The following is a 22,460-nucleotide window of genomic DNA, read 5'->3' as shown; positions in this document are numbered from 1 at the left end:
GTCGGTCGTCGGGGTCATCGGCGATTCACCGCCTCGTTCAGTGCGTCCGACATCAGGCTGACGCCCACCGCGAGCAGGAGGAGCAGCGCGGCGGGGCCGATGATGTAGGTGGGTGACTGGACAACGAACCGCAGGCCGTTGTTGAGCAGGACGCCGAGCGAGGGCGTGGGCGGCTGCACGCCGAGGCCGACGATGGACAGGCCCGCCTCGATGTAGACGCCGATGACCATCCAGACGGCGCCGTTCACGACGATGGCGTCCATGGCGTTCGGCAGCACGTGCCGGACCAGGAGTTGGCGGCGCGAGACGCCCAACACCCGCGCGGCGAGGACGTACTCCCGGTCCTGCTGGCTGAGCCAGGCCCCGCGGGCCAGGCGCCCCGCGCTGGGCAGGCCGCCGATCAGGATGGTGAGGAAGAGCGCGAACCAGCCCGCGCCCAGGACGGCCACCAGGCAGACGCCGAGGATCAGCCCGGGGAAGCCGATGATCACGTCGAGCAGCCGCTGCACCCCCGCGCCGAGCCATCCGGAGAGCGCGCCGGCGAGACCGAGCAGGGTGCCGATCGCCATGCTGAGCGGCACCGCGGTGAGGATGAGACTCAGGTCGACGCGCAGGCCGTAGACGCTGCGGACAAAGATGTCGCGGCCGAACTCGTCGGTTCCGAAGAGGTGTCCGGCCGAGGGGCCGGCGAAGGTGGTCGCCCCCTGCTGGTCGTAGCCGCCGGGGAAGAGGAGGGGTGCGAGCAGCGCGGCGAGGACCATCAGCACGAGGATCGACAGGCCGATGACACCCCGCGGGGTACGGAAGGCCGACAGGTAGCGGGCCAGGGTCGGGTTCAGCCGGCGGCGCGCGGCCACGGGCAGGGACAGGGGCACGTCCGTCATCACTGGTCTCCCAACCTGATCTTCGGGTCGAGTGCCGCAAGGACCAGCTCGGTGACGATCTGGCAGATCACCGCCACGCAGACCACACCGAGGATCAGCACCTGGAGGACGGTGAAGTCGCGTGTCGTCACGCTGGAGACGGCGAGCTGGCCGAGCCCATTGCGGTTGAAGATCGACTCCATGACCACGGCACCGGCGAGCAGGGTGCCGATCTCCAGGCCGATCGCGACGACCGCGCTGCCGAAGCTGTTGCGCAGCACGTGCCGCAGGGTGATCCGCCTCGGCGAGGCTCCTTTGGACAGGGCCAGATCGACGTAGTCCTCGTTGCGGACCCGGGTCATCTCCGTCTGGAGCAGGCGGGCCACACCTCCCGCGGGTGACAGCGCGAGGGCGAACGCGGGCAGGACCAGGTACTGGATGCCGATCGCGGGATCGTGCAGCACGCTCACCTCGCCGCTCACCGGCAGCCAGCGGTGGTACACGCCGAAGACGAGGATCAAGGCGAGCGCGATGAGGAACGACGGTACGGCGACCAGGATGCTGTTGCCCAGATCGAGCGTGGTCCGTGCCCACCAGCGCCTGGTCGAGCCGGCCAGCACGCCCAGCGTCGTCCCGATGACGACGACGAGCAGGGTGGCGAACACCGCCAGTTCCACGGTGCTCTCCAGCCGGTCGCCGATGAGGCTCGCGACGCTGCGGTGCAGGAGGTAGGACTGGCCCAGGTCGCCGTGGAAGAGTCCGGAGATCCAGTCCCAGTACTGCACGACCGGTGACCGGTCCAGGCCCAACTCCTTGCGGATGGCGGCGATGTTGGCGGCGGTCGGGTCCGAACCGGCGAGGGTGACGGCGACGTCACCGGGGGCGAGCCGGGGCAGGGCGAAGGCGACGACCGAGCTCGCGAAGAGCACGAACACCACCGACGGCACCTTGCGCATCAGATACCGGATCATTTCGACAACCAGGCCGTTCCGAGGTCGATGAAGCCCGCCTGGGTCGACTTGATACCGCCCACGGCCTGCGTGCGGACGGTCAGCGTCGGACGGGTGATCAGGGGGACCGTGAAGGCCTGGTCGAGCAGGTACGCGTTGTAGTCGTGCACCGCGCTCTTCTGCTCGGCCGTCGACGTGGCGGCGGTCACCTTCTGGACCAGTGCGGAGTACTGCGCGCTCTTGAACTTCAGCAGGTTGTCGCTCGCGACGTACTCGGGCCGGCTGACCAGCTGGGACGCGGGGGAGAGGGCGTTGCTGCCCATGATCAGGACCGCGGGCGCGCCCATGTCCCGCTTGGCGATCCGCTCGTCGTAGTCGGTCGGGGCGAGCGGCACCGCCTTGGCGGTGATTCCGACAGCCGCGAGGTTGTTCTTGACGATCTGGAAGATGCCGGTGGACTCGGGGCTGTTGAGGGTGACGACGTCGAGCGTCACGTTCTTCACGCCCGCCTGGGCGAGCATCTTCTTGGCCTTGTCCGGCTGGTACGTGTAGTGCTCCGCCTGGGTCTTGTCGTACCCGGCGGTCGAGGACCGCCACGGCAGGTCGGTGGCCTCCGCCTGCCCGCCCTCGACCTGCTCGTTGATGCGGTTCCGGTCGATCGCGTACTGGACCGCCTGCCGTACGGTCTTGTTGTCGAACGGCGCCTTCGTGACGTCGAACGCGAGGGAGAGGGCCGAACCGCCCGAGGTCACCAGGGCGTAGCCCGGCTGCTTGCCCAGGCTGCGCGAGTCGAGGGCGGCGATGCCGGTGCCGTACTGCACGCGACCGCTGCGGATCGCCGAGACGATGGCGGTCGGGTCGTTGATGACGTTGATCTCGATCTTGTCGAGATGGGTGTCCTTGGCGTCCCGGTACTTGGCGTACTTGGTGAGCACGACCTTGCCGCCGGGCGTCCACGACGTCCAGGAGTAGCGGCCGGTGCCGTCGACGACCTTGCCGGCCGCGTTGCCCGCGTAGGTGGCGGGGTTGACGATCGGCATCGTCTCGAAGAGGTCGAAGATGTTCGGCGTCGGCTTGGAGAAGGTGAGCTTCAGCTCGTGGTCGCCCTCGGCCTTCATCGACGTGATCTGGGCGGCGATCGGCTGGTTGGCCGCGCCCGCCGCGGGATCCTGCACCGTCTTCAGCGTGAACAGGACGTCGTTCGCCGTCAGTTGGCGACCGCTGTGGAAGGTGACGTCGTCGCGGAGCGTGATGTCGATGCTTCTGGCGTCCGGCGCGAGTTTCCACGACTTGGCGAGGACGCCGGTGGGCTTTCCGGTCTTGGCGTCGATCAGCGTCAGCGTCTCGAAGACCTGGTACTCGGAGAGGATGTTGCCGACCGAGGTCTTCAGGAATCCTCCGGGATCGACGTCGCTGGTCTGGGCGACGACGAGGGTGCCTCCGTCGCGCACCGGGCCGGCGGCCGCGGAGGTACCGGCGACGGGCTGGGCGGCGGCGCTGCACGCGGCCGACGTGAGCAGGGCCGCGCCCACGGCGACGCCCGCTGTCAGCCGGCGGTACCGGGCTTGCTGGGTGAGTGACATCGGTACTCCTTGAGCTGCGAGGGTTGGGGAAGCTTGAGCGAGGGGGCCGGTCGCACCGTTCGGGTCAGTGATCGCCACGTAGGCCGAGCGCGACCTTGCCCCAGGGACGGCCGGACTCGACTACCGCGGGCTTCAGCGCCGTCCGGCTCGCGGTCAGGAGCGCGAAGTGCGCGTATCCGCCACAGCCTCGGTCAGTGGTGCCGAACACCGGGTCGCCGACCGTGAACGAGTCGACGCCCGGCCCGAGTTGTACGACCACACCCGCGACCTCACGCCCGAGCACGGCCGGCAGATCGAGGTGCAGGAAGGCGCGGTGCATCCCGGAACGGACCTTCCAGTCCACCGGGTTGACCCCGGCTGCCCGCACCTCGACGAGAAGCTCGCCCGGCCCCGGTACGTGCATGGGCAGATCGAGGAAGCGCTGGACCTCTGGTCCGCCGTATGCGGTGAATCCGTACGCTGCGGGCACTGCGAGCCTCCAACTCCGGTTGCCGGAACGGTCAGTGCTGCTGCCGGGCCCACTCGCCGCAGAGCCGCACGCTCTCCTCGGGGGTCGGCTGCGCGCCCTTGTCGACCTCGATGACGAGCCAGCCGTCGAAGCTGTCGGGCAGCGCGGCCAGCGTGGCCGGGATGTCCACGGAGGCATGGCCCGGCTCCGCCCACAGGCCGGCCAGGACGGTCTCCTGGTAGGTCCAGCCCTCGGCCCTGCCGCGCTCGGCGATGTCGGCGTGGAAGTCCTTGACGTGCATCGCGGCGACCCGCTCCCCGTACTCCCGGATCAGGCCGATGACGTCGGCGCCGGCCCAGCCGAGGTGACCGATGTCGGGGCCGAAGGACAGGACGTCCGCCGGAATCGTGTCGAGGATGAAGCGGGTCTCCTGCTCGGTCTCCGCCCAGGTGCCGATGTGCGGGTGGAAGGCGGCCGTTATGCCGTTGGCCTTCGTCGTCTCGCCCATCCGCGCGAACACGTCCCGCACCCGCTCCAGCCGTTCCGGAGTGGCATCGGCGCCCACGGCGGGGCGGTGCACGCGCGGTGCCTGCTTGTTCATGCCGGTGGCCACGAAGACGGTGGGCAGGCCGAGTTCGGCCATCTGCGTGCTGATCCGGTCGGTCTTGTCGAGATGCGCCCGCAGGCTCTCCTCGTCCAAGGGCAGCGGGCCCGAGATGTAGCCGGGGGCGGGCGACAGGCCGTGGTCGGAGAGGAGTTGACCGTACTCGGCGGTGGTGAGGTCGGCCGGTACCTCCGCGTGCACGGAGTCGATGCCCGACTCCTTGATGACCTTGAGGCGTTCGGGGAGCGGCGGGGCGAGGGTGGGGTCGATCCAGCCGTCGTCGGTGGCGATCCACTGGAGGGGGTTGATCGCGATCTTCTCGGGGCTGATGGTCACGGCATGCCTTTCGTCGAAAGTGATCGGGGCTGAACGGTCAGGCGGAGTAACGGGGTTCGGGGCGTTCGCAGGTGCTCTCCAGGCGCACCGTCCGGCCCGACCGGGAGGAGTCCTCGACCGCGCACAGAGCTTCGAGGACGTGGAAGGCGAAGGAGGCGTTGGCGCGGTGCGGGCCGCCCTCGACCGCCGTCGCCAAGTCCCGTACGCCGAGGCCGCGTCGGGCCTGTTCGCGGGTGCCGACGGCGCCGAAGAGCTCGACGGCCGGCTCCAGTACGGTCCAGTCGGTGTCGCCGTGGCGACGCAGGCGTACGTCGCCGTCGAAGTGGTTCGGGTTGGGCAGCGAGAGAGTGCCCTCGGTGCCGTAGATCTCCATGGCGGGCAGGTCGGTGTCCCAGACGTCGAAGCTCATCTGGGTGGTGCCGATGACCCCGGACGCGAAGGTGAGGACGGCGGCGGCGTGGGTGGGGACGGTGACGTCGACGGAGTCGATCGCCCGGTCGGGCGCGGTGACGGTCCGGGTCGGCGCGCCGATGCGGCTGCTCGCGCTGACCGACCGCACCGGACCCAGGGCGTTCACGAGGATCGCGAAGTAGTACGGGCCCATGTCCATCACCGGGCCGCCGCCCTCCTGGAACAGGAACGCCGGGTTCGGGTGCCAGGTCTCGGCCTTGCTGTGGCTGATGAACGCGGAGGCCCCGATCGGGGTGCCGATCGCCCCCGAGTCGATCGCCCTGCGCAGCGTCTGGCTCGCGCTGCCCAGGAAGGTGTCCGGCGCCGCCCCGAGGACCCGCCCGCCGCCGGCGGCCGCCTCCAGTACGGTCCGGCCCTCCGCGACGTTCGTGGCCAGGGGCTTCTCGACGTAGACGTGCTTGCCGGCCTCCAGTGCGGCGATGACCGTACGGGCGTGGTGCACCGGAGGCGTGAGGTTGACGAGGATGTCCACCGTGTCGTCGGCGTAGAGCTCCGCGTCGTCGCCCCAGGCCGGGATCTCGTGCTCGACGGCGGCCTGTTTGGCCCGGGCCACGTCGATGTCGCCGACGCGGACGATCCGCAGTTCCGGCCAGCGGGCCAGGCCGGTCACGTACCGGCCGAAGATGTTGCCGCTGCCCAGGATGCCGATGCGATGCGTGTGCTTGACCATGCCGTGGGTTCCTCCGGAGAGCGTTGGGCGGAGAGCGAAGCGCGTAGGGGTGATCCGTGGAATTGGTCGGAGAGCGCGGGCCGGTGGTCGGGAGCGCGACCGGTCGTTCAGGCCGAAACGCGAGACCGGTTCCCGCCGGGTAGTTCGGCATTTAAGGGCTGTGCCGCCGACTGGCACGAGGGCCGCGGTCCGGTGAGCAGAACACCGGGAGCGGGGTTATCGAATGGTGACGGGTGAAATTGACGGGCCGTCAGGAAGCTTGTTCCGGGCTGCGGAAACCGGTGGCGCGGGTGGCGCGCACGGCACAGTTCGCCGAACTGAGGAGATGATGGAATGTGCAGCTCACAGCCGTGCGCGAGGGCATCGATCGGACCGTTGCGCGGGCCTGGGGGCGGTCGCCGGGAGCAGGTGGACGACGTGTCGACGTGCCGCCCGCAGAAGGCGGTTTCGCGCCGGGACGGGACCTTGATCGCCGATGCGTGGTCCGTCGAGTGATCCGATTTCATTGCTTCGGATGCCTCTTCTGGCTAAACTCCCGGACTTTTTCCAGCCGTCCGGGAGTCTCGGTGCCGCTGTCGTTCAATCGGCCACGGCGTGAACGCCGGGTTGCGCATCACCATCGTTTGGTTCGTATGCCGGAGACAAGATGCCGTTTTTTGTTTCTTGTGCGCACTAAAAACAGCGGAATGCCCTGCCGTACCGATCCGAATGTCCTGGTTGACGCGATCACTCCGCAGGCCGGATGGTGAAGGGGCACAAGGAGGCGGAATTAAGACCGTGACGTTTCACAAAGACGGGATCCATCCGGCCGTTCCGGCCCTGCTGCCGGCGGTTCCCGTGGGGCTGCGCCGGGTCCTGGACATGGTCGTCTCCGGCGAGGCGACCAGCCGTGCCGAGATCGCACGGCGCAGCGGACTCGCCCGCTCGACGGTCGGCCAGCAGGTCAGTCATCTCGTCGGACGCGGCATCCTTGAGGAGATCGAGTCCGGCGAGTCCGTGCGCGGCCGGCCGCCCCGTGTGCTGACGCTCTCCCCGCGCGCCGGCACCATCGCCGTGGCCGACGTCGACACCCTGGCCGCACGCGTCGCGATCGCCGACCTCACGGGACGGGTGCTCGCCGAGGACACCGTGCACGTGCGTCTCGATTCCGGTCCGGAAACGGTGTTGGAGAGGGTGTCCGAACGACTGCTGGGCCTGCTGGAGAAGACCGGGCGTGACCCTCGTAGGGTCCGTCAGGTGGTGATGGGTCTGCCCGGGCCCGTCGACATCCAGCGCGGTTGCGCCGTGCGCCCGACAGGAATGCCGGGGTGGGACGCCTACCCGGCCGCCGACGCCCTGAGCGCACGCTTCCGTGCGCCCGCCCTGGTGGACAACGATGCCAACCTCATGGCCCTCGGCGAGGCGACCCAGGACGAGGTCGACACCCCTCTCCTCTGTCTGAAGATCGCCGCCGGGATCGGGGCCGGACTCGTCACCGGCTCCGGCGACATCTACCGCGGGGCCGACGGAGCCGAGGGCGACGTGGGCCACATCCGGGCCGTCGACGGCGGCGACGCCCTGTGCACCTGCGGCAACGTCGGCTGTGTCAGGGGCGTCGCCTCGCACCGGGCCGTCCTGCGCACCCTGGGCATACCCGAGACGACGGACGACGATCCACGGCACGGCGAACGCCAACTGGCCGAACGCATCGCCGACAACGACCCCTCGGCCGTGCACGCACTGCGCCAGGCCGCCACCGCGATCGGCGAGGTCGCGGCCATGCTCGTCCTCATGTACAACCCCCGCACACTGGTCCTCGGCGGCCCGCTGAGCGACCTTCGCGACGACCTCCTGTCCGGGGTGCGTGCCGTGGTGTACCAGCGGGCCCTGCCCCTGACCACCCGCAAACTGACCATCACCACCACCCGTCCCGACGGCACCTCCGCGATTCACGGCGGCATCGCCCTTGCTCTGCGAGACGTCTTCAGTGAGCAGGGGATTGCCCGGTTGCTGGTGGACGACCGGGAAGGCTGACGCCGAAGCCGAGCCGCGTCCGGCAGGGGCGACCGGACGAACCTGCGGGTGGCGGCTCGTCAGATCCGCTGCGGTTTGGAGGAGTTCGGCGAGAACAGGGCCACGCGGCGCAGTAGGCCGACGGACGTGAGCAGACACCGGTCCGGACGGCCGACCGACCCTGGTCCGGGCCGACCGCACGACCGGCGCCCCGTCCCGGTGCCCGGCCGAGGTCAGCAGCAGGACGAGCCCTTCCATACGGCCGCGCCGACAATCTGTTCCGTTGAGCGGACATACTCCGCCAACCGGTTCAGGCCAGTCCCCATGCTGGGCTCCCATCGCGCCAACCCCGGTGCGGCGGTACGAGAACGAGCCGGGTCACGGCTTCCGTCCGCACCGATCGCACCTACCGCGGCGGCAGCCGCACACCTCACCGGACGACCGCACGTCACACGTCACACGTCACCTATGCCTCCCGAGGAAGCGAGTCGCATGGTGCTCACCACCGCGAGACGGGTCCTTCGCAGCCTGGTCGTGATCATCCTGGTCACGATGGGCTCCGTGGCGCTGCTGAGTCTGGCGCCGGGATCGGCCGCCTCCGTCATCCTGGGGGAGAACGCGACACCGGCGGCGGTCGCGAAACTGAACGCCAGACTCGGCATGGACCGACCTCTCTGGCATCAGTACACCGACTGGCTCGGACATGCCGTCACGGGCGATCTCGGCACCTCGCCGGTCACCAACGAATCGGTCACGCACGCGGTCCTGTCCCGACTGCCCGTGACCCTGGAACTCGCGGCCATCGCACTGACCTTGTCCCTGGCCGTCGCCGTGCTCCTGGCCATCGTCTCCGCGGCCCGGGAAGGGTCCGCGGTGGACCGCGGGGCCACGGCCCTCTCGTCGGTGCTGCTGTCGGTACCGGCCTTCATCGCGGGCCCCGTGCTCATCTACTTCTTCTCCCTGAAGCTGGGCTGGCTCCCCGTCAGCGGATGGGCCCGGGTCAGCACCGACGGCCTCGGGGCGAACCTGCGCGGCGCCCTGCTCCCGGCCGTGTCGATCGCCCTGACCGAGATCGCTGCCTTCCACCGCGCGCTGCGGGCGGATCTCGTCTCCACCCTGCGCGAGGACTTCATCGCCGCCGCCCGCGCCAAGGGGATGAGCCCCGCCTACGTCATGTTCCGCCACGCGCTGCGGCCGTCGTCGTTCTCCCTGATCACACTCGCCGGCATCAACCTCGGCCGGCTGATCGGCGGGACCGTCGTCGTCGAGATCCTGTTCTCGCTGCCCGGTCTCGGCCAGCTGGTCGTCTCCTCGATCGTCTCCCGGGACCTCGTCTCGGTCCAGGGCATCGTGGTCTTCGTCGTCGTGGCGTACGTCCTGGTCAACACCCTGGTCGACCTCAGCTACCAGTGGCTGGATCCGCGGGTCGGAAAGGTGGCCGCAGCATGACGAGCGTCCAGCGCACCGTCACCACGGGACGGGACACCGGGACCGGCGACGGCGCCGGGACGGAGCCCTCCGTCCCGGCCGTGCACCGCAGACGGTCGATCCTCGTCGGGATCGCCTACACCTGGCTCGCCGTGATCGTCCTCGCGGCCGTCCTCGCCGACCTCCTCCCGCTGGCGCCCTACGACCGTCCCGTCGGCCTGCCCCGGCAGACACCGGGCCTCGGCTCGCTCGACGTTCTGCTCGGCACCGACCAGCTCGGCCGCTCGCTCCTGTCCCGCTGCGTCTACGGAGCACGGGTCTCGCTGCTGGTCGGAGCGGGTGCGGGCCTGATCGGCTCGGCCGTGGGGACCGTACTCGGCATGGTCGCCGGATATCTCCGCGGCCGTACCGACTCGGTGATCAGACTGCTCGCGGACGCGATGCTCGCGTTCCCGCCGCTGATCCTGCTCCTCGCGCTGGCCGCCGTCCTCACCCCCAGCGTGTCCACCCTCCTCATCGGGCTGACCCTGCTGGTCGTCCCGACCTTCATCCGGCTGGCCAGGGCCAACACCCTGTCCTGGGCGTCGCGAGAGTTCGTCACCGCCGCCCGCACCATGGGCGCGAGCAGGCGGCGCATCCTGGCGCGGGAGATCCTGCCCAACCTGCTGCCCTCACTGGGCGCCTACCTGCCCGTCGTGATGGCCGCGCTGATCGTGGCGGAGGGCTCACTGAGCTTCCTCGGCATGGGCATCCCACCCCCCTCGCCGAGCTGGGGCGGAATGATCTCCGACGGCAAGGACTCCGTCGGTGACTACCCGCACCTCGTCTTCGTGCCCACGGCGTTCATCTTCCTGACCGTGTTCGCCCTCAACCAGGCCGGTGACCACCTGCGGCACCGGTTCGACCGCGGTCTGCACGACTGACGCGGTCCGGCCCGTGCCCGCTCCGGGCCGGCCGGCTTTCCAGACCGTCCACGACAAGGGGCCAACGATGATCCGTAGAAGGTGCGTCACCACGATTGCCGCAGCCACCGCGGCACTCCTGCTCGGCGCCTGCGGGGGCGGCGGCGGGAAGAGCGCCGGGGGATCGACCGGGGCGACCGGCAAGCCGGTCGCCGGCGGGTCCGCCCGGGTCCTCACCCTCAGCGAACTCCGTACCCTAGATCCCGCGCAGATGGGCAACAACTTCGTCAGCGGCGCCGTCGTCGGCAACGCGCTCTACGGGACCCTGCTGACGGACGATCCCCGTACCGGGAAGATCCGCGTTTCCCTGGCCAAGTCCTTCACCTCCCCGGACGGGGGGAAGACCTTCGAGCTGAAGCTGCGCGACGGGCTGACGTTCTCCGACGGCACCCCACTCGACGCCGAGGCCGTCAAGTACAACTGGGACCGCATGCGTGATCCGGCCACGGCATCCCCGTACCAGGCCGACGCCTCGCTGGTGACGTCGACGAAGACCGTCGACGCGACGACGCTGAAGGTCACTCTCGCAGCGCCCATGAACCAGTTCGCCCAGTCGGTGGTCACCACGTCCATGAACTGGATCGCCTCACCGGCCGCGCTCGGCAAGGGGGCGAAGGCGTTCGACGCACACCCCGTCGGCGCCGGACCGTACACCCTGAAGGAGTGGCGCCGGCAGGACGCCATGGTGCTCGTGAAGAACCCCGAGTACTGGGACGCGCCCAAGCCCTACCTGGACCAGCTCACCCTGAAGGTCGCCCTCGACGCGACCCAGCGTCTCAACACCGTGGTCAGCGGGGGCGCCGACCTCGCCATCGAACAGAACTGGGAGAACCTGAAGAAGGCATCCCAGGCCGGACTGCCGACCACGACGTCCCCGCTCAGCGGTGGCACCTACCTCGCCCTCAACACACGGCGGGCGCCCTTCAACGACGGACGGGCACGGAAGGCGCTGTCCGCGGCCGTCGACTTCAACGCCCTGAACGACTCGGTGTACAACGGGACGGGGGAGACCATCGACACGCTGTTCCGTAAGTCCTCGCCCTTCTACACCGACATCCCGGTGGGCAAGCCCGACGCCGCCACCGCGCAGCAGCTGTTCGACGAACTCGCGGCCGACGGCAAGCCCGTCTCGTTCACCTTCATCACCACCGCGTCGACCGAGAACAAGGGCCAGGCGGAGTCGATCCAGGCCCAGCTCAGCAAGTTCAAGAACGTGACCATGAAGATCAAGGTGGTCGACTACGCGGAGTTCCTGCCCCTGCAGACCTCCCACAACTTCGACATGGTGGTGTCGTCCGCCGCCTTCAACGACCCCGAGCCCAGGCTCTGGACAGCGTTCCAGGGCGACTCGCCGACCAACATGACGGGCGTCCACGACACACCGCTCGACCAGGCCCTGCTGAAGGGACGCACGGCCACCACCGTCGCGGACCGCAAGGCCGCCTACGAGACCGTGCAGCGGCGGCTCGTGGCACTGCGCCCCATGCTCTGGATCCTGCGCATCGCCGGCAGCGCGATCTCCGGCAAGAACGTCGGCGGCCTCACCCAGTACGGGTTCGGCTCGCTCCTTCCGGAGGACCTGTGGATCAAGCACTAGGCGGTCCGGCCGACCCGGTCGCCCCGATCCTCGAAGTCCGCGATCTGCGGGTCCACATCGGGACGCCGCGCGGTGTCGTACGGGCGGTCGACGACGTCTCCCTGACGATCGGCCACGCGCAGGCGCTGGGCGTCGTGGGGGAGTCGGGTTCCGGCAAGTCGGTGACCGCGAAGGCGATCATGGGCATGCTGCCTCGTGGCGCGGGGTGCAGCGGTCAGATCCTCTTCCGGGGACAGGACTTGCTCACACTGTCCCGGAGCGAGCGCAGGAAGATCTGGGGCACCCAGGTCGCCATGGTGCTCCAGGATCCGGGGAGGTCACTCAACCCGGTCGTACGGGTGGAACGGCAGCTCACCGAGGGCATGCGCCGGCACCTCGGGGTGGGGCGCGCGGAGGCGCGGGGGCGGGCCGTCGATCTCCTCGCGGAGGTGGGCGTGCCCGACCCGGAGCGTCGGCTGCGCAACTACCCGCACGAACTGTCCGGCGGTATGCGTCAGCGGGTGATGATCGCCATCGCGCTGGCGTGCGAACCCGACCTGGTCATCGCGGACGAACCGACGACGGCGCTGGACGTGACCGTCCAGCGCCAGGTCCTCGACCTGTTGCGCCGCATCCAGCGGGACCGGGGGACGGCCCTCATGCTGATCAGCCACGACCTCGCCGTGGTCGCCGGGCGCACCGACCGCACGGCCGTGATGTACGCGGGCCGGCTCGCCGAGGTCGGCGCGACGCGGACCGTGTTCACGACACCGCGCCACCGCTACACCCACGCCCTGCTGGAGGCGGTTCCCACGATCGACCACGAACGGCACACCCCTTTGCGCCTGATCCCCGGCACGCTGCCGGATCCCGTCGCACCGCCGACGGGCTGCCGGTTCGGCCCCCGCTGTACGGCGGCACGGGCCGAGTGCGGTGTTCCGGGGCCCGTCATGACCTCCGTGGGGCACGACCACCGGGTCGCGTGCTGCGTTCCGGTCGACGCGCCCGACACACCGCCGGTGGCGGGGGTCCACGATGGCCGGTAGCGGGAACGCCCATCTCCGCGGTGACAGCGCCCTGTTGACGGTACGGGACCTGGTCGTCGAGTACGCCACCGATGCCGGGGTCGTGCAGGCGGTGTCCGGTGTCAGCTTCGACGTCCTGCCCGGTGAAACCCTCGGCATCGTCGGCGAGTCGGGTTGCGGCAAGTCCACCACGGGCCGGGCCGTGCTGCGCCTGGACCACGCGACCGGCGGCACGATCGAGTTCGACGGCGAGCGCATCGACCAGGCCCGCCCACAGCGGATGCGCACGCTCCGACGTGACATGCAGATGGTCTTCCAGGACCCGGTGGCCTCGCTGAACCCACGCCGCAGGGTCCGGGACGTGGTCGAGGAGGGCCTGGTGATCGGAGGTATGCCGGTCGCCGAGCGTACCGAGCGGGCAGCCACCGTACTGGCTCAAGTGGGGCTTGCGGAGGCACGGTTCGCCGAGATGACGCCTCATCAGCTGTCGGGAGGTCAGGCGCAGCGGGTCGCCATAGCCAGGGCCCTGGCGCTGAATCCGAAGCTGTTGATCTGCGACGAGCCGGTGTCGGCCCTGGACGTCTCGGTGCAGGCCCAGACGCTCAACCTGATCGAGGACATCAAGGCCGCCTACGCGCTGACCGCCGTGTTCATCGCGCACGACCTCGGCGTCGTCCGCGCGGTCAGCGACGACGTCATGGTGATGTACCTGGGCAAGGTGTGCGAGTTCGGTGACGCCGACCTGGTGTACGAGCGGCCCTCCCACCCGTACACCAGGGCCCTGCTCGACTCGGTTCCGCTGCTCGACTCCGACCGGGGGTTCGCCGGACCCGCCCTCGACGGGGACATCCCCTCACCCCTGGCGCCCCCGTCGGGCTGCCGGTTCCGTACCCGGTGCCCGAGGGCGGAGGACCGGTGCGCCGTCAGTGAGCCGCAGGTGCGGGAGGTGCGCAAGGACCAGTACGTCGCGTGCCACTTCCCGCTTCAGGACACGCAGGCGGGCCGCCAGGACGGGCGGTCCTTCTCGGAGGAAGGACGGCCTGCTCTTCTGCGAAAGGTGGAGCGTGGACATGCATGAACTCGGCACGAGCAAGCGGCCGGACTGGAGTCTCGCGGTGGTGATCGGGGCCGGTGGCCTCGGCACGGCGGTGGCGCGACGGCTCGGCCATCACCACCGGCTGCTCATCGCGGACATCGACAAGGACAAGGCGGACGAGGTCGCGCACAGCATGCGCGACGAGGGCGGCGACGCGGAACCGGTGCACTGTGACATCACGCGGCCGGAGTCGGTCCTGGAACTCGCCGAAGAGGTGAAGCGGCACGGAGGGTTCGCCGCGCTCGCGCACGTCGCCGGACTCTCCCCGTCGGCGGCGGACTTCGAGAGCATCGTGCGGGTCAACCTCACCGGCGCCGCACTCGTCACGCGCGCGCTGCTGCCCTGCGCGGAGCCCGGCGCGGCGGCGATCCTCGTCGCGTCCCTCGCCGCGCACACCGTCACGCCGAGCGCCGCTGCCGAGGCCGTACTGCGTGACCCGCACGACACGCGGACGGCGACCCGTCTCAAGGAGGCGCTCGGCGAGGCGGAGCGCACCTCCGCGATGGCCTACCACCTCTCCAAACACGGTCTGCTGTCCCTGTGCCGACGCGAGGCATGGGCGTGGGGACAGCGGGGAGCACGGATCGTCAGTCTCTCCCCGGGGCTCATCGCCACCCCCATGGGCGCGTTCGAGTTCGCGCGCAGTCCGGTCAAGCACGACCTCTATGCCAGGACGCCGCTCGCCCGTGAGTGCACGATGATCGAGATCGCCGGCGTGGTCGCCTTCCTCGCCTCCGACCAGGCGTCGTTCATCTCCGGCACCGACATCCTGGTCGACGGGGGCCTGGCGGGGACACTGCGCGGCGACTGAGCGAGCCGGTGTCGGCCGGGACCCGCGGAGAAAGTGGTCCGCCCAGCGGGACACCGGCCCCGGCGCGAGACCGCACCGCCCTAGTTTTTCGCGAGCCGTGACTCCCCGGCGCGGTCAGCGCCCTCGCGGCGGTCAGCACGGGGGACACCTGGCGCCCACCCGCCCTCCCGGACCGGAAGGACCCACGATGAAGTCCGCCATCTACAACGGGCCGTTCGACATCACCGTCACCGAGTTGGAGACACCCACCTGCGGTCCGCGGGACGTGCTGCTGCGCAACCTGCACGCCGGCATCTGCGGTTCTGACGTGTCGGTCTACCGGCACGGTCCCGGGGCGCACCAGATCCTGAAGGGCGAGCAGTTCGGCCACGAGGTCGTGTCCGAGATCGCCGAGGTGGGCAGCGAGGTGACCGGCCTCTCCGCAGGCGACCGCGTCTACCCCTACCCGCTGACGGCCAAGGGCGACCCCACCCGCGCCGGATGTCTGGGCGGGTTCTCCGAGTACATCCACGTCCCGAACTGCCGTGTGGGTGAGCAGGTGTTCAAGGTCGACGACCGGATCCCGACACCTGTCGCCGGACTCATCGAGCCCTTCACGGTGGCCCACCGTGCTGTGCGTCGCTGCCGTCCGCGGCAGGGGGAAAAGGCCGTCGTCTTCGGCGCCGGCACGATCGGGATCGCCGCGGCGGTGGCGCTGAAGAGCTTCGGTGCCGCGGAGGTCATGGTGGTGGACCTGTCCGACTTCCGTCTGGAGAAGGCCGCCGGACTCGGATTCGTGACCTGCAACTCCGCGCGGGAGGACCTGCGCAGGCGAGCCGGTGAGGTGTTCGGCGAGGTGAAGACCTTGATGGGGACCTTTCCCGACGTCGACATCTACGTCGAGGCGGCGGGGCCCGACGAACTGTTCGCCACGATCCAGTCCATGGCGAAGTCCGGCGCGCGCATCGGCGCGGTCGCCGTCCACCCCAAGCCGGTCGCCGTCGACATGGTCCGGCTGGCCTACGGCGAGCAGGAGATCATCGGACCTGGCGGCTACCGCCCCGAGGACGTCGTCGACGTCATGAAGATCATGGAGAGCGGACGGTTCGATCTCGCCTCCATCATCACCCACACCTTCGAGCTCGACCGGATCATCGAGGCGATCGAGACGGCGGGCGACCGCGAGTCGGCCCTCCACGTCGCCATCGCCTACTGAGGAACCGCTCGGCCCTCGCCGAACGGCGGGCAGGAAAGGATCAGGGAAGTGACGAAGACCCTCGGGCTCATCGGAGCCGGACGGATAGGCGGGGCGCTGGCCCGGCTGGCGCTCGCCGCCGGACTGGACGTGGTCGTGAGCAACTCGCGCGGCCCGCAGACGCTCGTCGACACGGTGGCGCAGTGGGGAGAGGGCGCCAGGGCCGCCACGGTGGCGGACGCCGCGCGCCAGGGCGACATCGTGGTGGCCACCGTCCCCCTCGGCGCGCACCGGCGGCTGCCCGCCGACGCCCTGGTGGGGAAGACGGTGGTGGACACCATGAACTACTACCCCGAGCGCGACGGCTCCCTGGCGGAGCTGGACTCCCGCCGGCTGACCTCCAGCGAGCTGGTGCAGCGCGAACTTCCCCGGTCGCGGGTGGTCAAGGCGTTCAACAACATCGACTTCCGGCGGCTGGAGATCCTGGCCCGGCCCACCGGCGCCGCGGACCGCAGCGCGCTGCCCGTGGCCGGTGACAGCGCCGCCGCCAAGGAGGAGGCGATCCGGCTGCTCGACGCCCTGGGTTACGACGCCGTCGACCTGGGTCCCCTGTCGGAGAGCTGGCGCAGCGAGCCGAACACGGCGGTCTACGTCCAGCCGTACCTGCCCGAACGCCCGGCGGGGCCGGCCGGGGAAGAGGACGTCATGAGGTGGTTCCTGGACTGCCCCGGTGCCCCGCTCCCCGCCGACCGGGTCGCCGCCCTTCTGTGCGATGCCGTGCGTCAGTCGCCCGCCGACGCACGAGAGCGCCTCGGCTGACGGCCGACGACCTATTCACCGGAGGCATGACGACATGCGGACACTCAGCCTGGGCCATGCCTCGGTCGACCGGGTCGAGGAGCACACTCTGCCGGTCTCCCTCACCTTCCTCACCGGCGACGAGGCCCTCATCGCGCGGCGCGTGGACCCGCTGCCCGGCGGGTTCCTGGACCGGGCCACGATGAACTTCCGGTTCTCCAACCACAGTTGGGTGCTACGGGTGGACGGCCGCACGGTACTGGTCGACCTGTGCACCGGCAACGGCCGTACCGGCAGGGGGCCTTACTTCGACGGACTGGACGTGCCCTATCTGGACCGGCTCACGGCGGCAGGTGTGTCGCCCGAGACCGTCGACGTCGTCTTCTGCACCCACTTCCACCACGATCACTGCGGCTGGAACACCCGTCAGAGCGAGGGGAGATGGGTGCCCACCTTCCCCAACGCCGACTACGTCTTCGCGGCGGACGAGTACCGGCGGTGGGACACGGCGAGGCCACCGCACCCCAACGACTTCAGCCCCAACGTGTTCGATGAATGCATACGTCCGGTCGTCGAAGCGGGCCTGGCCAGGGTCGTTGCGCTGCCGTACGAGATCTCGCCGAGCCTGACCGTCGAGCACGCACCGGGCCACACGCTCGGGCACGCGGTGCTGGGGCTCGACTCCGGTGGCGTACGGGCGTACTTCACCGGCGACGCCTTCCACCACCCGGTCCAGCTGACGCGTCCCGAACTGCACCTGCCGGGCTGCGACGACCTGGAGACGGCCGTCGCCACCCGGCGCGCACTCGTGCGACGGGCGCTGGACGAAGACGCGTTCCTCTTTCCCGCCCACTTCCCCGCCCCGCACTACGGCCGACTCGCCCTCGACGGCGACGAGGTCTGCTTCGTGCCGGGCGGCGCGATCCACACCACCGTTGGCTCCACGCAGGGTGGAGCATGACGTCCTTCAAAGGAGCAGGCATGAGATCACCGCACGGATCCTTCCCACCATCGAGTACGGACCCACAGTTACCCGAGCGGGCCCGGGCAAGGCGTCGTGTGACGGCGCCCGGGAATTCGTTCCGCGCGCGGGTGAGGAGAGGGGTGAGAGTGTTCGGCGCCGGCCTGTTTGCCGCCATGGTCGCCCTGCCCTTCCTCGTGACCAGCGCGCAGGCAAGTCCGGCCGGTGGCAGCTTTGGTGCCTTTTCGCGCGGCATACTCGAGGTCGACGCGACCCCCGGCACGCCGGACCGGGTGAACGGTCAGCCGGTCGTCGCGGTCGACCCCAGGAACCCGAACAACCTCGTGTACGCGTCGACGGACCACATCGTCGACGGCGCCGCACTCGTGCGGGTGGACTGTTACGCCGCGTTCTCGACCAACGGCGGCCGAACCTGGACCCGCACGGCCTGGCCGGCCGGCGACAACCCCCAGTGCGGCGACCCGTACCTCGCCGTCGACTCGAAGGGGATCTTCTACCTCGCCTGGAACCAGCTGGGCTGCCCCGACGACCCGACCGGACCGATCACCGGTACCTGCGACGGGGTCCCGAACAAGCTCGGCGTCGCCAGATCCACCGACGGCGGCCGCACCTGGTCGCACGCCGTCGACACGCCGGCCGTCCGCGCCGCCACTCCGCGGTTGAGGGTGGACACGGCCACCGACTACGTCTACGCGGTCGGCGCGAGCCCGGTCGGGCAGCCCGGACCCTCGGCCGTCACGGTCAGCAAGGACCACGGCCTGACCTGGACGCCGGTCGGGGAGCTCCCGGACCAGCCCTTCGGTAACCAGATCGCCGTGCACAACGGCGTGCTGGCCAGCGCGACCTCCGAGGTGGTCGTGGGCGGCGTCTCGGTCGAGCCCGTGAACCCCGTGTTCGAGGTGAGCCGCGACGAGGGGCAGACCTTCACCGCCCTCCCGGTCACCGACAGCGCCGGAAACCCGGTTGCACCGCCCTCGGGCGACCTCGTGCCGGACACCAGGCTCCTGGCGTCGGACCCGATCCCCTGGGTCTCCGCCGATCCCACGAGGACCAACCGGTTCGCGGTCATGGTGCCCCGGGGCGACAACCTGGAGGTGTACGTCACCGACGACGCGGGCCGGACCTGGGCCGGTCCGAGCGTGGTCGCGGCACCGGGTGCCGCGAAGCCCTGGATCGAGTTCGGTTCCAAGGGAACGCTGGGCATCATGTGGCGGCACGTGGTCGACGGGCTCGTCGACACCTACTCCACGGTCTCCTTCGACGGCGGGCAGACCTTCCCCCGCACGGTGAAGGCCAACCGGACGAGCGAGCCGTACACCTTCCTCGGCAGCGGCGGTGACGAATGGTCGCGGATCCTCATCCACGGCAAGTACGCCTACGTCACCTGGTCGGACGCGCGCGAGGGTGGCGCTGTCGACGGCATCGTCGCCCGGGTTCCCCTCTCGCTCTACCACTGAGTCCGCGCGACCCGTCGTGATCCACGGCACCGGGCGGCATCTCCTGCCGAGGAGATGCCGCAAGGGCTTCGTCACCGGCGTCAGTCGCTCACGGCGGAGTGCTGGGCGAGGACGATTTCCGCGAGCTTCACGTGTGCGGCGTCCACGAGCCGGCCGTCGACGCTGGTGGCCCCCAGGCCCGCCGACTCGGCGGCGCGATACGCCTCCAGGACCCGCCGGGCCCGCCTGACCTCGTCGTCCGTCGCCCGGAAGACCTGGTTCGCGATCCCGATCTGCGAAGGATGGATCGCCCACTTGCCGTTGAACCCCAGGGAGGCCGCCGCGCGCGCGTCCTCCTCGTAGCCGGCCGGGTCACGGAAGTCGGGATAGGGGGCGTCGACGGCCGCGATGCCCGCGATGCGCGCCGCGGTGAGCACCTGCATCCGTGCGAAGTACCAGAAGTCACCCGGATACGGCTCACGTGGACGGAAGTTGGTGTCCACTCGGGCGCCCTGGGAGACCGACAGGTCGCCCGCGCCGAAGATGACGGCGTCCAGGCGCGTACTCGCGGTCGCGATCTCCTCGGCGTGCGCGACGCCCGCGACGTCCTCGATGAGGACCTCCAGCCGGATCCGCTTGCGCAGTCCGAGCCGCTCCTCCAGCTGGCTCAGCAGCACGTCGACCCACCAGACGTCCCGCGCCGCCGTGACCTTCGGGACGATGACGGTGTCCAGGTTCTCCCCGGCCCCTTCGACCACCTCGATGATGTCCCCGTGGGCCCACCTGGTGCCGATCCCGTTGATCCGCACCGCACGGACGGTGCTGCCCCAGTCGTACCCGTTGAGCGCCTGCACGGCCTTGCCCCGGGCCTGTTCGCGCAGCGCCGGGGCCACCGCGTCCTCCAGGTCGAGGAAGACCAGGTCGGCGTCCGAGGCGGCCGCCTTGGCGAACATGTGGTCGTTGGAGGCGGGCGTGGCCAGCTCCGAGCGTCGCAAGGGGGGTGTGTTCATCGTGTCCTGGTCTCTCCTCGGGTGGGTCTCGGTCCGCGGTCAGGCGCGCGTGTCGTGCCGTTCCTGTGCGAACAGGTTCGCCGGGCGGTCGAGGGACAGGTTCTCCCGCAGGGTCCGGCCCGTGTACTCGCTCCGGACGAGCCCCAGGCGGCGGAGTTCGGGCACCACCAGCCGGACGAAGTCCTCGAAGGCGCCGGGGAAGTGGGTGGCGGCCAGGACGAAGCCGTCGCAGGAGCGCGACTCGAACCACTGCCGCATCTGCTCGGCGATCCCCGGCCCGGTGCCCACGAACCGCGGCCCCTGGAGCAGGGTGGCCCGGTGGTTCGCGAGCATGCGCAGGGTCAGTTCGCGGTCGCCGAGGTGCCGCCGTACGCCCTGCACCAGTCCGCGGATCCCGGACACCGAGTCGATGAGTTCGTCGGTGACGACGTCGTCGAGCGAGTGGCCGGCGAAGTCGTGGTTGGTGACCTCGGACAGCAGGGTCAAGGACGCCATGGGATGCACGAGTTCGTCGAGGAACAGCGCCTCCTTCTCCCGGGCGATCGCCTCCGTCTCACCGGCGATCGTGTAGACCATGGGCAGCAGCCGTACGGTGTCCGCGTCCCGCCCGGCCTCGGTGATCAGGTCCTTCTGCTCCCGGTAGTGCTCGCGCGCGATCTCCTGGCTGGGATCGGAGGTGAAGATCAGATCGGCCCACCTGGCCGCGAACAGCCGCCCCCGGCCCGACTGCCCCGCCTGGATGATCACCGGCCGCCCCTGCGGGGTGCGCGGCACGGTCAGCGGCCCGCGCACGGTGAAGTACTCACCCTCGTGGGCGACTTCGTGGACCTTCTCCGGATCGGCGAAGATGCCGGCCGTACGGTCGCCGACGATGGCGTCGTCCTCCCACGAGTCCCAGAGCTTCGAGACGACCTCGACGAACTCCTCGGCCCGGTCGTAGCGCTTGTCGTGTTCGAGGTGCTCGTCCAGGCCGAAGTTCTGCGCTTCGGCGTCGTTCACCGAGGTCACGACGTTCCAGGCGGCCCGCCCGCCGCTGAGGTGGTCGAGGGTGGCGAACGTCCGCGCCACATGGAAGGGCTGGTAGTAGGTCGTCGAGTAGGTCGCGCCCAGCCCGATGTGCTCGGTGGCGCCCGCGACGGCGCCCAGCACCGTGCTCAGGTCGAGCTTGACGGGGCGCGCACCGTAGCGGACGGCGTCGGCCGGCGAGTCGCCGTAGATCGTCGGCATCGCCAGCCGGTCGTCGAAGAACATCAGGTCGAACATGCCCTCTTCCAGCACGCGCGCGATCCGCTGGTAGTAGCGCACGTCCAGGTAGTCGGCAGCCGCACTGGGATAACGCCACGAGCCTGAATACACCGACACGTTGGAGGCCTGGAGAAACGCGACAAGGGTCAACTGGTCATTGCGTGAGGTGGACATCGGGGCCTTTCGTGAGCGGGGGGCGAGGGAACGGCGGCAAGACGGAGAGGACACGGCCGGGAGCGGACGGATGCCCCGGTCCCGCCGCGTACGACAGCGGCGAGGGACGCCTCGCGCGATCGTGGGCGGCCGGCCGGCCGGCCCGACCGGACGGCGGCGGGACACGTCCCCACCCCGACGGGCTGTGCTGTCCACCCGAGTGCCTCCTGAGGCGAACCGACGCGCCGCGTCGTGTCAGCGGAACACCTCGTAGGAAGGGTCGGTGTCGTCCCGGCGTCCCGAGGGCGGCGCGACGGCCTCGGGGGAGCGCGTCACCTCGCGGTAGAGGTCACCGACGTAGGCTCGGTGGTCGATGGCCCAGACGCCGGCCCGGCGCGACCAGCGGTCGACGTACCGGCCGCGATGGAACAGGTCCGTGACGAGGCCGTCGGCCGGGTGAGTGCGCAGCCACACCGACACGTAGGTCTCGCTGGCCGCTGTTCCCGCCCCTTCGTCGACTTCGACGAGCGGGTGGGACACCAGGTGCGAATGGCCGGCGAGCTGGGCGTGGTAGGGCCAGACGAAGTCGAGGAAGCCGGCGGCGGACCCCCGGTAGTCGGGGCCGTAGTCGGCCGTGCCGTCGGGATGCCAGACGGTGTCGGCGAGGGCACGGTCCATGCGGTCGAGACCACGGCAGTACCGGTACAGCACCTCCGTGATCTCCTGCTTCGCCGCGAGCCGGGTGATCGACGCCGAGTCGGTGTGCATGCCTCGCTCCTCTCGTGTGTCGTACGCCCGGGGCGGAGTGGCGGCGCCGCCCGTCGCGGCCGGGATGCCGGGAAGCCCC

At 70.1% G+C, this 22,460-nt stretch carries 20 protein-coding genes; 11 read left to right on the top strand and 9 right to left on the bottom strand.

Features of this window, described 5'->3' with window-relative positions:
• Positions 1-14 precede the first annotated feature (14 nt).
• The 6 genes from ACFWXC_RS38255 to ACFWXC_RS38230 form a co-directional block, all read right to left on the bottom strand.
• Complete coding sequence (locus ACFWXC_RS38255; RefSeq protein ID WP_384486242.1) at positions 15-884, bottom strand: ABC transporter permease; 870 nt, start codon at positions 882-884, stop codon at positions 15-17.
• Complete coding sequence (locus ACFWXC_RS38250) at positions 884-1,834, bottom strand: ABC transporter permease (protein WP_384486240.1); 951 nt, start codon at positions 1,832-1,834, stop codon at positions 884-886. Before ACFWXC_RS38250 ends, ACFWXC_RS38255 begins: the two co-directional genes overlap by 1 nt.
• Positions 1,831-3,396 (bottom strand): ABC transporter substrate-binding protein, encoded by a 1,566-nt coding sequence (locus ACFWXC_RS38245; protein ID WP_384486238.1) that lies wholly within the window; start codon positions 3,394-3,396, stop codon positions 1,831-1,833. The genes ACFWXC_RS38250 and ACFWXC_RS38245 overlap by 4 nt, the downstream gene beginning before the upstream one ends.
• 64 nt (positions 3,397-3,460) lie before the next feature.
• Positions 3,461-3,865, bottom strand: a complete 405-nt coding sequence (locus ACFWXC_RS38240; RefSeq protein ID WP_384486236.1) for an alcohol dehydrogenase catalytic domain-containing protein — start codon at positions 3,863-3,865, stop codon at positions 3,461-3,463.
• 31 nt (positions 3,866-3,896) lie between these two features.
• Positions 3,897-4,784, bottom strand: coding sequence for a sugar phosphate isomerase/epimerase family protein (locus ACFWXC_RS38235; RefSeq protein ID WP_384486234.1), 888 nt, complete (start codon positions 4,782-4,784; stop codon positions 3,897-3,899).
• Positions 4,785-4,821: 37 nt separating this feature from the next.
• Complete coding sequence (locus ACFWXC_RS38230) at positions 4,822-5,925, bottom strand: Gfo/Idh/MocA family protein (protein WP_384486232.1); 1,104 nt, start codon at positions 5,923-5,925, stop codon at positions 4,822-4,824.
• A gap of 777 nt (positions 5,926-6,702) precedes the next feature.
• Between ACFWXC_RS38230 and ACFWXC_RS38225 the strand changes: the two genes are divergently transcribed.
• The 11 genes from ACFWXC_RS38225 to ACFWXC_RS38175 all read left to right on the top strand — a co-directional run bounded on the left by ACFWXC_RS38225 (position 6,703) and on the right by ACFWXC_RS38175 (position 19,226).
• Positions 6,703-7,938, top strand: coding sequence for an ROK family protein (locus ACFWXC_RS38225; protein ID WP_384486230.1), 1,236 nt, complete (start codon positions 6,703-6,705; stop codon positions 7,936-7,938).
• A gap of 471 nt (positions 7,939-8,409) precedes the next feature.
• Positions 8,410-9,366, top strand: a complete 957-nt coding sequence (locus ACFWXC_RS38220; protein WP_384486228.1) for an ABC transporter permease — start codon at positions 8,410-8,412, stop codon at positions 9,364-9,366.
• Positions 9,363-10,268: an ABC transporter permease gene (locus ACFWXC_RS38215; protein ID WP_384486226.1), complete on the top strand. Its 906-nt coding sequence runs from the start codon at positions 9,363-9,365 to the stop codon at positions 10,266-10,268. Before ACFWXC_RS38220 ends, ACFWXC_RS38215 begins: the two co-directional genes overlap by 4 nt.
• A gap of 67 nt (positions 10,269-10,335) precedes the next feature.
• Positions 10,336-11,904, top strand: coding sequence for an ABC transporter substrate-binding protein (locus ACFWXC_RS38210; protein WP_384486224.1), 1,569 nt, complete (start codon positions 10,336-10,338; stop codon positions 11,902-11,904).
• Complete coding sequence (locus ACFWXC_RS38205; protein WP_384486221.1) at positions 11,889-12,929, top strand: ABC transporter ATP-binding protein; 1,041 nt, start codon at positions 11,889-11,891, stop codon at positions 12,927-12,929. The genes ACFWXC_RS38210 and ACFWXC_RS38205 overlap by 16 nt, the downstream gene beginning before the upstream one ends.
• A complete protein-coding gene (locus tag ACFWXC_RS38200; RefSeq protein WP_384486219.1) occupies positions 12,919-13,986 on the top strand; it encodes an ABC transporter ATP-binding protein in 1,068 nt (355 codons plus the stop codon). The genes ACFWXC_RS38205 and ACFWXC_RS38200 overlap by 11 nt, the downstream gene beginning before the upstream one ends.
• Entirely contained in the window at positions 13,979-14,815 is an 837-nt protein-coding gene (locus ACFWXC_RS38195; protein WP_384486322.1) for an SDR family oxidoreductase, read from the top strand. The genes ACFWXC_RS38200 and ACFWXC_RS38195 overlap by 8 nt, the downstream gene beginning before the upstream one ends.
• A 187-nt stretch (positions 14,816-15,002) precedes the next feature.
• On the top strand, positions 15,003-16,010 hold the full coding sequence (locus ACFWXC_RS38190; protein ID WP_384486217.1) for a zinc-binding dehydrogenase: 1,008 nt from the start codon (positions 15,003-15,005) through the stop codon (positions 16,008-16,010).
• A 48-nt stretch (positions 16,011-16,058) separates the two neighbouring features.
• Complete coding sequence (locus ACFWXC_RS38185) at positions 16,059-16,808, top strand: NADPH-dependent F420 reductase (RefSeq protein WP_384486215.1); 750 nt, start codon at positions 16,059-16,061, stop codon at positions 16,806-16,808.
• Between the two features lie 34 nt (positions 16,809-16,842).
• On the top strand, positions 16,843-17,748 hold the full coding sequence (locus ACFWXC_RS38180) for an MBL fold metallo-hydrolase (RefSeq protein ID WP_384486213.1): 906 nt from the start codon (positions 16,843-16,845) through the stop codon (positions 17,746-17,748).
• A 143-nt stretch (positions 17,749-17,891) separates the two neighbouring features.
• Positions 17,892-19,226, top strand: coding sequence for a sialidase family protein (locus tag ACFWXC_RS38175; RefSeq protein ID WP_384486212.1), 1,335 nt, complete (start codon positions 17,892-17,894; stop codon positions 19,224-19,226).
• Between the two features lie 80 nt (positions 19,227-19,306).
• Here the strand turns inward: ACFWXC_RS38175 and ACFWXC_RS38170 are convergent, their stop codons facing one another.
• The 3 genes from ACFWXC_RS38170 to ACFWXC_RS38160 all read right to left on the bottom strand — a co-directional run bounded on the left by ACFWXC_RS38170 (position 19,307) and on the right by ACFWXC_RS38160 (position 22,381).
• Positions 19,307-20,215 carry an HpcH/HpaI aldolase/citrate lyase family protein gene (locus tag ACFWXC_RS38170; RefSeq protein ID WP_384486210.1) on the bottom strand — a complete coding sequence of 303 codons (909 nt, stop codon included), beginning with the start codon at positions 20,213-20,215 and terminating at the stop codon, positions 19,307-19,309.
• Positions 20,216-20,254: 39 nt separating this feature from the next.
• Entirely contained in the window at positions 20,255-21,634 is a 1,380-nt protein-coding gene (locus ACFWXC_RS38165; protein ID WP_384486208.1) for an LLM class flavin-dependent oxidoreductase, read from the bottom strand.
• Positions 21,635-21,868: 234 nt separating this feature from the next.
• A complete protein-coding gene (locus ACFWXC_RS38160; RefSeq protein WP_384486206.1) occupies positions 21,869-22,381 on the bottom strand; it encodes a nuclear transport factor 2 family protein in 513 nt (170 codons plus the stop codon).
• Between the last annotated feature and the right edge of the window lie 79 nt (positions 22,382-22,460).

Source organism: Streptomyces sp. NPDC058683, from assembly GCF_042716195.1.
Taxonomy (GTDB): Bacteria; Actinomycetota; Actinomycetes; order Streptomycetales; family Streptomycetaceae; genus Streptomyces.
Note: the sequence above shows the minus strand (reverse complement) of the source record. Positions and strands in the feature narration are given on the sequence as shown.

Coding starts and splice junctions, on each gene's coding strand:
- ACFWXC_RS38170 (WP_384486210.1), bottom strand. CDS start 20,215: ATGAACACACCCCCCTTGCGACGCTCGGAGCTGGCCACGCCCGCCTCC.
- ACFWXC_RS38210 (WP_384486224.1), top strand. CDS start 10,336: ATGATCCGTAGAAGGTGCGTCACCACGATTGCCGCAGCCACCGCGGCA.
- ACFWXC_RS38200 (WP_384486219.1), top strand. CDS start 12,919: ATGGCCGGTAGCGGGAACGCCCATCTCCGCGGTGACAGCGCCCTGTTG.
- ACFWXC_RS38190 (WP_384486217.1), top strand. CDS start 15,003: ATGAAGTCCGCCATCTACAACGGGCCGTTCGACATCACCGTCACCGAG.
- ACFWXC_RS38180 (WP_384486213.1), top strand. CDS start 16,843: ATGCGGACACTCAGCCTGGGCCATGCCTCGGTCGACCGGGTCGAGGAG.
- ACFWXC_RS38195 (WP_384486322.1), top strand. CDS start 13,979: ATGCATGAACTCGGCACGAGCAAGCGGCCGGACTGGAGTCTCGCGGTG.
- ACFWXC_RS38215 (WP_384486226.1), top strand. CDS start 9,363: ATGACGAGCGTCCAGCGCACCGTCACCACGGGACGGGACACCGGGACC.
- ACFWXC_RS38255 (WP_384486242.1), bottom strand. CDS start 884: ATGACGGACGTGCCCCTGTCCCTGCCCGTGGCCGCGCGCCGCCGGCTG.
- ACFWXC_RS38165 (WP_384486208.1), bottom strand. CDS start 21,634: ATGTCCACCTCACGCAATGACCAGTTGACCCTTGTCGCGTTTCTCCAG.
- ACFWXC_RS38220 (WP_384486228.1), top strand. CDS start 8,410: ATGGTGCTCACCACCGCGAGACGGGTCCTTCGCAGCCTGGTCGTGATC.
- ACFWXC_RS38250 (WP_384486240.1), bottom strand. CDS start 1,834: ATGATCCGGTATCTGATGCGCAAGGTGCCGTCGGTGGTGTTCGTGCTC.
- ACFWXC_RS38160 (WP_384486206.1), bottom strand. CDS start 22,381: ATGCACACCGACTCGGCGTCGATCACCCGGCTCGCGGCGAAGCAGGAG.
- ACFWXC_RS38245 (WP_384486238.1), bottom strand. CDS start 3,396: ATGTCACTCACCCAGCAAGCCCGGTACCGCCGGCTGACAGCGGGCGTC.
- ACFWXC_RS38230 (WP_384486232.1), bottom strand. CDS start 5,925: ATGGTCAAGCACACGCATCGCATCGGCATCCTGGGCAGCGGCAACATC.